Here is an 11,871-nt window from a genome sequence, read left to right on the forward strand (position 1 = left end):
CCGTGTAGGTATAGATTCACCAGTGACAGGCGCACCATGTCCGGTGAAATGTCATAACCATGGATGTTTGCGGCCAACTTGTTGCGTTGGTCCGGCGTGAGCTTGGCACCCGGCTTGTGTCCTTTGTTCTGGTCCAAGATGTATTTCCAGGCCGACACCAGGAAGCCAGCCGTGCCGCAGGCGGGATCTAGGATGCGTTCGTGCTTTTGCGGATTGATAATCCGGACGATGAGGTCAATGATATGTCGCGGCGTACGGAATTGGCCCGCATCGCCCTGGCTGCCCAGCACCGACAATAGGTATTCGAAAGCGTCGCCCAGTCTTTCCGAATGGTCATAGGAGAACGCATCGATTTCCTTCAGAAACGCCTTAAGCGTTTCTGGGTCGCGGTACGGCAGGTAGGCGTTCTTGAAAATGTCTCGGAACAGCGCGGGCAGATGCGTGTTCTCGGTCATCTTGCCGATGCCTTCGGAGTAGAGGTTCAGCGTGTCCTGGCCGCCCATGCTGGGCGCCAGCAGTTTGCTCCAGCTGTATTTCTCAAAGCCGTTGACAAAGAAACTGCGCTTGCCGCCGAACTCCTCGGACTGGACGTCCATGTCGTCCATGAACTTAAAGATCAGGGCGATGGTGATCTGCTCGACCTGACTCTTGGGGTCCGGCACCTTGCCGACGAGGATGTCGCGGCAAGAATCGATTCGGCGTTTGGTATCGGTATCCAGCATGGTGTTGTGTTCTGCTCTCTCGACCGCTTAGCGCAGCCTTGAAAATGTCTTACATGAATTGGTTCAGCGGTACGTAGTCTTTGACGTACTCGGGGATGCCGTCGCGCCATTCGGGTGGCACAGCGCGCAGGTCGCCTACGCCAAAGGCCGGGTTCACGTTCAGTTCGCCGAAGCGCTTATCGTCGATGATGGCCCGCAGTGCTGCATCGGTGGCATATGCCTTGAAGAAGTACTTCATGGCCACGACTGCAGTGCCCTGATCTTCAGCCAGCTTGCTCTGGTTGGCGAGCAGGAACTCTTGGAATTCATCCTCAAGCAGCTCGTCCTTGCTCTTGAAGTACGGGATCAGGCCGAAGATTTTTTGCAGGATTTCCTTTAGGCTCAGCCGTCGATCCACTCCGGCTGCGCGGCGCAGCTTCTCGAGGTTGAAGTACTCGTTGGGTTTGTCGAACAGCTGGCTGGCGACATAGTCAATTGCCTGTCCCCATTGCTCGTTTTCGACTTGCTGCTGAAGCGTTGAGTCGGCTTTGACCTGATCCACGAATTTCTCGAAGAACATCCGGTCAATCTTCATGCCTTCGTAGCCGATCTGCTGCTCCGCTACGTGGTGCATGGCATCGGCGCCTGTATGCTCATGCATGCCAGAAAGAACCGGTGGCGGCGGCCCACCACCCTGTCCTTGACCCTCAACACCTAGGGCAGGGAGCTTCAGAACCTCGTCGTAGTCAAACTTTTCCTCGAAGTACTCGCAGTTCGCGAAGAAGTCGAAGAATTTGAAGCGTGCCTTCTCAGAGTCGTTGATAAGCGGTATCAGATCGTCATCGAACAACTGCTCAAGGAAGTTGTGCTTGCGCGTACCGCGTCCCTTGATCTGGACGAAATCGGACGGCGAGTACACAGGGCGCATCAACGCCAGGTTCAAGATGTCTGGACAGTCGTACCCTGTGGTCATCATGCCCACGGTGACGCAGACACGTGCCTTGCTGGTCTTGTACAAGGGATTGAAGTTGGCCGAGCCCAACAGGTTGTTGTTGGTGAAGTTGATGGTGTACTGCTGTGCATCCGCCACGTTGGACGTGACCTGCACCGCAAAGTCTGACTGGTACTTGCCGAGCCAAAGCACGTCCGCCAGCTCATTCAAGATCTGGGTGAGCTTGGCGGCGTGGTGCTGGCTGACTGCAAACACCAGACCTTTGCCGAACTCGCCGGTTACAGGATCGCGCAAGCCGTTCCTGATGAAGGTCTGGCAGAACAGCTCGTTGGTCGCTTTGGAGAAGAACTTCTTCTCGAAGTCCTTGGAAACAAAGCTCTGTTCTTGTTGGCCGTTTTCGCCGATGGAAGCGATCACAGCATAGCCCTGCTCGGACAGAAGCTTGGTGGTAATGTCGGTACGCGCATCAACCACCACAGGGTTGATTAAGACGCCATCCTTGACGCCATCTAGCAGCGAGTAACGGAAGGTCGGTTGCCCGGATTCGCAACCGAACGTGCGGTAGGTATCCAGAAGGAGGCGGCGCTCCTGCTCGCGCGGGTCGCGGGTGGTGGCCTTGCTCGCGTCAAAGCTCTTCAGGTAATCGCGCGGTGTAGCCGTCAGGCCAAGCTTGTACCCAACGAAGTACTCGAAGACCGCACGGGCATTGCCGCCAATGGATCGGTGGGCTTCGTCTGAAATGACCAGGTCGAAGTCAGTCGGTGAGAACAGGCGCTTGTACTTGTTGTTGAATGACAGCGACTGCACCGTGGTGACAACAATCTCCGTCTTGCGCCAGTCGTCGCGGTGCTCTTTGTAAATGACCGTCGCGTAGTCGTTCTTCAGATAGTTCTTGAACGCTTTTGCAGCTTGGTCTTCGAGCTCAAGTCGATCCACCAGGAACAGCACGCGTCGTGCGTTGCCAGTGCGAAGGAAAAGCTTGATGACAGCAGCAGACGTGAGCGTCTTGCCAGTGCCCGTTGCCATCTCAAACAGGAAACGTGTTGAGCCCTCTGCGACCGCATCTTGGATCGCATTAAGCGCCCTCTTCTGGTAGTCCCGCAGAAGCCGGAGCTTGTTCTTGGCGACGAAAGCAGGGCGCTCGTCAGCATTGATCCAACCGGCTTCCTTCTCGTAGCCAGGCAGTTGAGTCTGGACGATATAGTCGCGACCGACCGTCTCGGTGATCAAGCGTTTTTGGTCGGGCTCGAACTTTTGATAGCTCTTTAAAGAACCGGGCGTTGGGAAGGCCGTGATGACGTGTGGATTGCCTTGCTGCAGGTCCCAGAAGTAGTGCAGGTTGCCGTTCGAAAGAATCACAAAGCGGCAATTCAGCGACTTGGCGTACTTACGTGCCTGCTCTTTGCCAACAAGCGGATTCTTGTCCTCAGACTTGGCCTCCAGAACGACCAGAGGGAAGCTCTTCTCATCGAGAAGCAGAAAATCGACATAGCCGTTCTTTGTGGACTCGAAGTTCTCGCCTAGATCGTTGATCTGATCCTGGCTCAACTTGACGTTCGGCTCCAGGGCCACATTAGCCTTGCCCTTGGCATCGTCAAAGAACCGCCAGCCAGCAGACTCCAGCAACGTGTTGATCTTGATGCGTGCTTGCGCTTCTTTTGCATTCGCCATGCTCAGGCACCTCCCTTAACTGTTTCATCTCGACGATCCAGCTTAAGGTTGTGCGCTCGGGCGTATTCCAGCACCAGGATTTCGATCATCGACGCCACCGAACGGCGCTCGCGATCCGCCGCCAAGCGCAAAAGCTGCTTAATCTCGGCGGAGGTCCGGATGGAGAGGGTTTCGTCCTTCACGCGTGACATGGCGGCATCTCGTCAATGGTGGCACGCGAATGTACTGCCTTTGCATGTGTTTGCGCAATGCAAAGTTATACCGCGCCGTCCTCGCTGCAGGTAATTTCACATCTGCGCGTAGAAAGGTTTGCGATACAGTAGGGAAAAGTCTGCCTCGGTGCGTACTGGACGCAAGTTTTACCGCCCGCCTGATGCGCCGCGCTGTAGTACTTCCGAGGTTTGACGCTTCGGTGGGCCAAGAGCCGACCATTGAGCTCTTTCAGACGTCGAAATTCCGGGCAAGAGCTGCGGGGCGATTTTGGGGGCGCGGGAACAACGTCCGATGCCACGACTAAGGTTGAGCACAATGCACTTGGAAGGGTACTTTTGGGGGTACAAAAAAACACCAAGTCCCGCAAGCCCTTTCCACTGTTAGAAGAGGTTGATTCTTTATGTGGACGCCTCCACCAACCCTTTGGAAAACCCGCGAACGTGAAAACGGCGCGGGTTTTTTGTTTTGCGCGCGCGTTTGGTCAAGCTCCGGCGCGCTTCGGCTTCACTTTGAAAAGCACAAAAAAAAGCCCCGCGCGAGGCGGGGCAAACATCCTTGAGAGACGCAACTGCGGCAGAGACGACCGCAGCTACATGTCGAAGAATAGGTGGAGTTGATTGCCCGCCGAATCGGAGCGGTCTGAATTTGACTGCCTACAGTCAACAACTCGGCCGCTGAGATGATTACCTTTCACGCGCGTCAGGCATCTCGTGCGTGTTCGCTCGGGCACCGACCGCAGACATATCGGCACGGCAATCTTCTGCTTTATTCTTATGGGCTGGCGCACGGACACGCGCCTTCGGGGAGAGCATGCAGAGAAGCGCGTCGAAGCCGTGGTTTGCGGGTGCGTGGTTATCACTTTTCTGGGCGATGTCCGCCCTGCTCATCTCTCACGCCGCGCATGCTGCCACGCCCTCGCCCTCGCCCACGCCTGCGCCCGATTGCCGCGCCGGGACGCTCATCACCGTGGTCGCGCATCTGGATGATGACCTGCTGTTCGTGAATCCCGGTATCAGCGACAAGCTCGACGCCGGCTGGTGCGTGACCACCGTGCATCTGATCGGCGGGGCAAACGGCGCGAAGTTCGATTACGTCGTGTTGCGCGAAACCGGCACCAAGCTCGCCTATGCGCGCATGGCGGGCGTGCCGAACCAGTGGGATGAATCCACCGTGATGTTCGCCGGCAAGCCCGTGCATCAGCTTGTGCTCAGGCAACAGCCGCGCGTGAGGCTGCTGGAATTGCGATTGCCGGGCGGCGCGGTGCGCGGCGGCAAAGTGCCGCTCGGCTTGCTCTGGGAACGCGGTCAGACGCTCTCGACGTATCCGCTCCATTCCGATGGAACCGGCGCGACCACCTACAACCGCGCGCAACTGATCGCGACCTTGCGCGCGATCCTCACGCCATCGACGGAAATCTATACGCTGAATCCGGATACGGTCGCATTCATGGAGCATCCGGATCACATTCTCGCCGCGCGCATCACGCGGATGGTCGCGCAGAGTTTGCATCGCAGTGAGCCGATCGGGTTCCACATCACTTATCCGACCGGCGGGCTGCCGCAGAATCTCGACGCCAACCAGACGCAGCGCAAGCGCGATATCGTCGGCAGCTACTTCGCCGTCGATGGCAACGATTCCGGCCACGTGTTCGGCGAATACATGTGGGACGGCAACTGGGTCGCGCGCCGCTACTACAGCATGGCGCAATCGAACGATTCCGGCGCGGAGTTCCAGCCGCATCCGATGCAACTCGTCAACGAGTATTCGAGCCGCTGCATGACATCGGGCGGTGCGGGCAAGGCGCCGGACCTCGCCGCCTGCACAAAGACGCCGCAGCAGAACTGGTACTGGCAGCAACTTCCCGCCGCGCCCGGCGAGAAGAACGACGCCTTGCTCGTGAACGCCGCGACGAAAGCGTGTATCGCGGAAAAGGATTCGGGGCTGGTCGAGGAAGAATGCAATCCGACGATACCGTCGCAACGCTGGACGCCGTGGGACTTCGGCTTCGTCTACACGCCGCTCAATCACTGTCTCGGTGAGAAGGACGGCGCGCTCGTCGCCAGCCGATGCTCGATGCTGACCGCGCAGTACCGCTGGTCGCCATCGACGAATACGGTGTGGACGGATACGCGCCGCGAAGGCGCGCTCTATGGCGACGTCAAAGGCACCGGACGCGACAGTACGGTCTACGTGCAGCGTCGCAAGGACGGGCCGGGATTCAACGTCTGGGTCGCGGAAATGTCGCGCTTCGATCAGGCGTCGCCGTGGTACCTGAATGCCGTGCCGTTCGATCCGAAAGCCACCGCGCCCACGTGCCAGAAAGACTCGCTGTGCTTCGACAGCGCCCGCTTCCTGCTCGGCGATTTCGATGGCGACGGCCGCGCCGATCTGATGGTCGTGACGCCGCGCGAAGGCGGCACCGCGTTCTGGCTGATGAAGAGCGCGGGCACGCACTTCGAAGCGCCGCGCCTGTGGTATCAGACGAGCGCGCAATGGACGCCGGATATCGCCCAGCAATACGTCGCGGCGGATTTCAACGGCAGCGGCCGCGCCGGCGTGATGATCGCGCAGAAGCGCAAGGACGCGGGTCTGGACCTGTGGGTGCTGACATCGCACGGCGCGACCGGCAACGCGCCCGCGCTCTGGCTCGACGCGCGCAAGCTCGATGCGGGTGCGCGCTTCATGCCCGCGCGCATCGAAGGTTCGGCGCATGCCGGGCTGCTCGCGATCGAAGATGTCGATGGCGCGCTGGCCTTGTCGCAGTTCGCCAGCACGGATGGCGCGTTCACGGCGAGCTATCGGACCAACGTGTATCCGCAGTTGCGGGCGGCGAACGTGAAAGTCGTGTCGGGCGACATCGACGGTGACGGTATCGACGATTTGCTCGTGCTCGCGCCGCAAGGCGACGCCACCGCCACGCGCGTCTTCACGATGAAAGGCGGCAAGGTCTTCGGCCCGCCGAAGGAAAGCGCGACGCTCGCCAACGTCTCGTACGCCGATTCGATGCCCGCGCTGATCCGCCGCAACGAACGCGAGAGTCACGAAAGCGCAGCCACGCTGCTGCTGTTCAAGCGCGCGAACGCCTTGCTCGAAGAGTTCTACTACACGGGTGGCGCGCCGAGCATCGTCGGCTATGACGTGAATGCGTCGTACGAACTCGGACCGGTGCAGATCTGGGGCGATCTGCCCGGCTTGTTCTCCGAGTCGTTGTGGATGAAGTCGCTTGCCTACTGGACGAAGTAAGCTTCAGCTAAGTTTGACGCGCAGATTCAGCACATCCCGCGCGATCGCCAGATAGCGATCCGCCGTGCTTTGCAGCGTCAGACCATGCAGCGGACGCGTGGTGCGCGGCTGCGTCAGCGCTTCGAGCAAGGCGCGGCCGTAGGCGTCGATATCGCTGGTATCGAGCAATTGCACGCTCGGGAAATTCGCGGCGAACGCGAACGATGAAATCGCGCTCGCCACCACTGGAATGCCTGACGCCAGCGCCTCCAGAAAGCTGATGCTGTGCGCCTCGAAGCTCGACGGCATCGCGAACACGGTCGATGCACGCAGAATCTGCGCGACGTCGTTGCGCGGTCCCTGAATCTGCACGCGATCCTGTAAGCCCAACTGCGCCACGCGCTCGACCACCGCCGCGTGATACGCGAGATTTTCGATCACACCGCACAGCAGCAAACGCGCTTCCGGCTCGGCGCGCGCCACGTACGCGAACGCTTCGACCGTCTGCAACTGATTCTTCTCGGGAATGTATCGGCCAATCTGCACGATCTGCTTGCGCACGGCGGGCACGGGCGGCATGGCGTCGTCGTGAGCGAAGCTCGACACGTCCACGCCATTCGGCACGACGATCATCGACGGATGCGAGCCGACTTCCTTCACATAGTTGTCGATATTGCCCTGCGACACGCCGATCACCGCCTTCGCGCGGCTCGACAGCAGACGCTCGGCGCGCAGCAACGCGCGATTGGCGAAGTCGTTGGCGCCGGAGTGCATGACCCAGACGATCGGCACGCGCGTCGGCAAGGCGCGCACGTAGAGCGCGGGAATGGTCGCGTGCGCGAAGATGATGTCCGGCCTGAAGCTGCGGATCGCGCGATGCAGAAACAGCAGACGCCCGAGCTTGCCCATGCTCCGCGTGGGGAACAGGCAGGTTACGTTATGCGCGCGCAACTCCGCGCTGATGTGGGTGAAATCGTCATGTTCGGGCTCCAATGACGCGATGCAGACATCGTGGCCGCCATTTTGATGTCCTATCGCGACGCCCTTCGCAAGTACTTCCGCCCCGGATAATCGCGGCGTCAGTATGACCTGGAGAATTCGCATCTGTGCAGTCCCTCGGCTATTCCGAAGTGTCTACGGCGGCCACCCGTTCTGCCCGATACGTGGTCCCCGTTGCCGTTCGCCTCACGATGTCTCTCGCCATTCGAGACACGGCACACTCCCTGTTTTTCTGTTTATCGATCTAGTTGGCGCGTGCTCACCAGAAATTACCATCGATGACACGCCACGTTAAGTTACTCCTGACTTCATATCAAACGCACGCCATCTCGTAGTGTTTTTCGGTCGGAGGCGAAAGCGAAGAAAGCGAAACGTGGCATCGCGCACATGAGCGACGAAAGGGTGACGAAAGACGAGGTCGATCCGCCGGCGAGAGACCTTCGGCCGGCGGTGAAGAAAATCAGTTGGAGTTCGAATTGAAGTTCGGGCACTTCAGATTGCAGCCGTTGGGATCACCGTTGTCGGCTTTGCGGCGCATGGCCGAGGTGCCCTTCTGATATTTGTCGGACGGCGCCGAAGCCGCGAACTGCATCTGCGGATGTTCGTTCAGGCGGAATTCGTCCTGAAGCACGCCGCCCGGTACGCCCGGCGAATTTTGAGCGAAGGCGACGGGAACCAGACAAGCGGCGCTGGCGATAAGCGCGGCGGAAACGGAAGCGAGCAGCGTGAATTTCATGGCGGTATTTCGTGCGGCGAGGCCGCATCTCAAGCAAAGTGGAACCGGACGGCAAGCCGCTAGGTTAGCGCATATCGGTTCCATCGACAGAATTTGCTGGCTATTTCCGATTGCGCTGGATTACGGCGCGTTTCGGCTCAGCCGTTCAAGCCGTCTTCGATATCCACAAGCGAGCCGCAACTCGCCGGATCGTAGCCTTCCAGATGCGCAACGCTGTCGTTGAACGTGGCGCTGCGCAGTATCCGCAACACGGAGGCAAGCCGCGCTTCGTCCAGGCGCGCCCGTTCGCAGGCGAAGAAATAATCCTCATCGACAATCGGAATGAAGTCCAGCGCGAAGTGTTGCGCGGCAGGCTGCACGCCGAAACCGAGGTCGGCCATGCCGCTGGCGACGAAGGCCGCGATTGCCGAATGCGTCAGTTCGGTGGTTGCGTAACCGTTGATCTGATCGGGATCGACACCCACGCTGCGCAACGACAAATCGAGCAACATGCGCGTGCCCGATCCGGGCTGCCGATTCACAAAGCGCACATCGCCGCGCGCCAGATCGCGCAATCCTTCGATGCCCTTCGGATTGCCCTTCGGCAAGAACAAGCCCTGCGTGCGCCGCGTGAGGTGAATGAGCTGATGCTTGTCCGGATCGAGATACGGGCGATAGATCTCCGCGCAAATCGAACGAAACGGGCCGACCGGCAAGTGGAAACCGGCCAGTTCGCACTCGCCGCGCGCCAGCGCACTCACCGCTTCGGCGCTTTCCCGATATTTGATATCCACCGGCACGCGCTGCTCGCCCAACGCCCGCACGAGCGTGGCGACCGCATAACCGTGCGATGCGTGAATGCGCACTTGCGTCGCCGCGCCCGCGAGTCGCCGATTCAACTCGCCGGAAATATCGTTGGCGACGGCCTGCAATGGCGATTCGAGCCGCTCGTTGCTGACACGTTCCGCGCGCAGCACCGCCTCGCCCAATTCCGACAACACCGAGCCGCGCCCGCGCGATTTCATGATCAACGCGCCGCCCAGCCGCTCCTCGATTTCGCGCAACAAACCCCACGCGTGCCGATAGGACAAACCCTTAGCGCTCGCGGCATTCGCGATGCTTCCCGTCTGAGCGACGAGCTGCAAAAGCGGCACAACCGCACTGAGACTGGTTTCCCGGCCATCCGCGTCCTTCAGGACCAGCTCGGCGCGGCATTCGATCTCCACCATATGCATCTCCCCTTCCTATTGCCAAGATATATCACCACGCCTATTGTTCTTTTAAAGGCCCGGCACCTTTCATTATATCGACTTAAATATGTATCGCTAAAACATATGCCGGGCGTGGAGACATCCCCATGACACATCCGCAGCCGAATGCTGCCGCAGCCGAAGAACTGGTTCGCCGTCACGCTGTTCAAGGCGCGACGCTGATGACCATCCTGCATGCCATTCAGGACGAAATCGGCTACGTGCCGGAAACGGCGATCGCGCCGCTCGCGCGTACGCTGTCCTTGTCGCGTGCCGAAGTGCACGGCGTCATCACCTACTACCATCACTTCCGTTCCGCGCCGCCCGCGCATGTGACCGTGCAGTTGTGCCGCGCGGAAGCGTGCCGCAGCATGGGCACGGAAGCGCTGAAGGATCACATCGAGTCGCATACGCATTGCACGTTCGATAGCGGTCATGCCGAAGACACCGAACTCGAATCCGTGTTCTGTCTCGGGCAATGCGCGCTCTCGCCCGCGATGATGATCAACGGCGAACTGCATGCACGCGTCACGCCCGTCAAGTTCGATCGCCTGTACGCGGCGGCTCGCGAAAAAACGGAGGTGACGGCATGACGCGCATCTACGTCCCCATCGATTCCGCCGCGCTCGCGCTGGGCGCTGAAGACGTCGCCATCGCGATTGCGGATGAAGCGCAGAAGCGCGGTATCGACGTGCAGATCGTGCGTAACGGCTCGCGCGGCTTGTTCTATCTCGAACCGCTGGTCGAAGTGGAAACGGCGGATGGCCGCATCGGATATTCGAATGTTGAGGCGGAAGACGTCGCTCAGTTATTCGATGCAGGTTTCCACGAAGGCAAAGCGCACGCGAAAAACGTCGGCATCGTCGATGAGATCGCGTATCTGAAGAAGCAGCAACGGCTGACGTTCGCGCGCATTGGCATTACGGACCCGCTTTCTATCGACGATTACATCGCGCTCGGCGGCCTTCAAGGCCTGCGCAACGTGCTCGATATGAATGGCGATGCAGTCGTCACCGCCCTCACCGATTCCGGTCTGCGCGGACGCGGCGGCGCGGCCTTCCCCGCCGGCATCAAATGGAAGACGGTACGTGGCGCGCTGGCCGATCAGAAGTACATCGTCTGCAATGCCGATGAAGGCGATTCCGGCACGTTCTCGGATCGGCTGGTGATGGAAAGCGATCCGTACATGTTGATCGAAGGCATGATCATCGCGGGCGTGACGGTTGGCGCAACGAAGGGCTATATCTACGTGCGCAGCGAGTATCCGCACGCTATCGCCACGCTGAATCGCGCCATCGATAAAGCGCGCGATGCGGGCTGGCTCGGCGCGAGCGTGCTGGGTTCATCGCATGCGTTCGAGTTGTATGTGGCCAAGGGCGCGGGCGCGTACGTGTGCGGCGAGGAAACGGCGCTGCTCGAATCGCTCGAAGGCAAGCGCGGCATCGTGCGCGCCAAGCCGCCGGTTCCGGCGCTGGTCGGTTTGTATGGCAAGCCGACGGTCATCAACAATGTGATTACGCTGGCGACCGTGCCGATCATCTTCGCCAAGGGCGCGGCGTTCTATCGCGACTACGGCATGGGACGTTCGCGCGGCACGCTGCCATTTCAGATCGCGGGCAATGTGAAGCAAGGCGGTCTGGTCGAACTCGCGTTCGGCGTCACGCTGCGTGAGTTGATCTATGAATACGGCGGCGGCACGGCAAGCGGCCGTCCCGCGCGCGCGGTGCAAGTGGGCGGTCCTCTCGGCACGTATCTGCCGGAAAGCCAGTGGGATATTCCGCTCGATTACGAGGAATACGCGAAGGTCGGCGCGGTGGTCGGTCACGGCGGTCTGGTGATTCACGACGATACGTCCAATCTCGCCGAACTCGCTCAATACGCGATGCACTTCTGCGCGCTCGAATCGTGCGGCAAGTGCACGCCGTGCCGCATCGGTTCGACGCGCGGCGAGGAAGTAATCGCGAAGATTCGCGACGGCGATACATCGGTCAGGCAAATCACCTTGCTGCGCGAACTGTGCGACACGATGGTGTCCGGCTCGCTCTGCGCGATGGGCGGCATGACGCCGTTCCCGGTGATGTCCGCGCTCGACCACTTCCCTGAAGATTTCGGATTGCCCCGCACGCCCGCACAGAAGGCGGCGTAAGA

At 60.0% G+C, this 11,871-nt stretch carries 9 protein-coding genes; 3 read left to right on the forward strand and 6 right to left on the reverse strand.

The window, feature by feature from the left end; all coding sequences use genetic code 11:
• The 3 genes from P7F28_RS22020 to P7F28_RS22030 form a co-directional block, all read right to left on the reverse strand.
• Positions 1-722: class I SAM-dependent DNA methyltransferase (locus P7F28_RS22020; protein WP_277186827.1), on the reverse strand; the 722-nt coding region annotated here is incomplete at its 3' end.
• A gap of 49 nt (positions 723-771) precedes the next feature.
• Positions 772-3,324 carry a DEAD/DEAH box helicase family protein gene (locus tag P7F28_RS22025; protein ID WP_277186829.1) on the reverse strand — a complete coding sequence of 851 codons (2,553 nt, stop codon included), beginning with the start codon at positions 3,322-3,324 and terminating at the stop codon, positions 772-774.
• A gap of 2 nt (positions 3,325-3,326) precedes the next feature.
• Complete coding sequence (locus tag P7F28_RS22030) at positions 3,327-3,515, reverse strand: hypothetical protein (protein ID WP_277186831.1); 189 nt, start codon at positions 3,513-3,515, stop codon at positions 3,327-3,329.
• An 832-nt stretch (positions 3,516-4,347) separates the two neighbouring features.
• Between P7F28_RS22030 and P7F28_RS22035 the strand changes: the two genes are divergently transcribed.
• Positions 4,348-6,780: a VCBS repeat-containing protein gene (locus tag P7F28_RS22035; protein WP_277186833.1), complete on the forward strand. Its 2,433-nt coding sequence runs from the start codon at positions 4,348-4,350 to the stop codon at positions 6,778-6,780.
• 3 nt (positions 6,781-6,783) lie between these two features.
• Here the strand turns inward: P7F28_RS22035 and P7F28_RS22040 are convergent, their stop codons facing one another.
• The 3 genes from P7F28_RS22040 to P7F28_RS22050 all read right to left on the reverse strand — a co-directional run bounded on the left by P7F28_RS22040 (position 6,784) and on the right by P7F28_RS22050 (position 9,702).
• The gene (locus tag P7F28_RS22040; protein WP_277186835.1) at positions 6,784-7,863 is read right to left on the reverse strand and encodes a glycosyltransferase family 4 protein; all 1,080 of its coding nucleotides are present in this window, start codon (positions 7,861-7,863) and stop codon (positions 6,784-6,786) included.
• A 355-nt stretch (positions 7,864-8,218) separates the two neighbouring features.
• Positions 8,219-8,494: a hypothetical protein gene (locus P7F28_RS22045; RefSeq protein ID WP_277186837.1), complete on the reverse strand. Its 276-nt coding sequence runs from the start codon at positions 8,492-8,494 to the stop codon at positions 8,219-8,221.
• A 137-nt stretch (positions 8,495-8,631) separates the two neighbouring features.
• Complete coding sequence (locus tag P7F28_RS22050) at positions 8,632-9,702, reverse strand: substrate-binding domain-containing protein (protein WP_277186886.1); 1,071 nt, start codon at positions 9,700-9,702, stop codon at positions 8,632-8,634.
• 128 nt (positions 9,703-9,830) lie between these two features.
• On the opposite strand from P7F28_RS22050, the gene P7F28_RS22055 reads away from it, so the two are divergent.
• Both P7F28_RS22055 and P7F28_RS22060 read left to right on the forward strand, forming a co-directional pair.
• Positions 9,831-10,316, forward strand: coding sequence for an NAD(P)H-dependent oxidoreductase subunit E (locus tag P7F28_RS22055; protein ID WP_277186838.1), 486 nt, complete (start codon positions 9,831-9,833; stop codon positions 10,314-10,316).
• The gene (locus P7F28_RS22060; RefSeq protein WP_277186839.1) at positions 10,313-11,869 is read left to right on the forward strand and encodes an NADH-quinone oxidoreductase subunit NuoF; all 1,557 of its coding nucleotides are present in this window, start codon (positions 10,313-10,315) and stop codon (positions 11,867-11,869) included. Before P7F28_RS22055 ends, P7F28_RS22060 begins: the two co-directional genes overlap by 4 nt.
• The last annotated feature ends 2 nt before the right edge of the window (positions 11,870-11,871 follow it).

The sequence above is a fragment of the Caballeronia sp. BR00000012568055 genome (assembly GCF_029439455.1).
Lineage (GTDB): Bacteria > Pseudomonadota > Gammaproteobacteria > Burkholderiales > Burkholderiaceae > Caballeronia.

Excerpts from the sequence above, each read along its gene's own strand:
- P7F28_RS22035 (WP_277186833.1), top strand. The coding sequence starts at position 4,348 with ATGCAGAGAAGCGCGTCGAAGCCGTGGTTTGCGGGTGCGTGGTTATCA.
- P7F28_RS22040 (WP_277186835.1), bottom strand. The coding sequence starts at position 7,863 with ATGCGAATTCTCCAGGTCATACTGACGCCGCGATTATCCGGGGCGGAA.
- P7F28_RS22055 (WP_277186838.1), top strand. The coding sequence starts at position 9,831 with ATGACACATCCGCAGCCGAATGCTGCCGCAGCCGAAGAACTGGTTCGC.
- P7F28_RS22045 (WP_277186837.1), bottom strand. The coding sequence starts at position 8,494 with ATGAAATTCACGCTGCTCGCTTCCGTTTCCGCCGCGCTTATCGCCAGC.
- P7F28_RS22050 (WP_277186886.1), bottom strand. The coding sequence starts at position 9,702 with ATGGTGGAGATCGAATGCCGCGCCGAGCTGGTCCTGAAGGACGCGGAT.
- P7F28_RS22025 (WP_277186829.1), bottom strand. The coding sequence starts at position 3,324 with ATGGCGAATGCAAAAGAAGCGCAAGCACGCATCAAGATCAACACGTTG.
- P7F28_RS22060 (WP_277186839.1), top strand. The coding sequence starts at position 10,313 with ATGACGCGCATCTACGTCCCCATCGATTCCGCCGCGCTCGCGCTGGGC.
- P7F28_RS22030 (WP_277186831.1), bottom strand. The coding sequence starts at position 3,515 with ATGTCACGCGTGAAGGACGAAACCCTCTCCATCCGGACCTCCGCCGAG.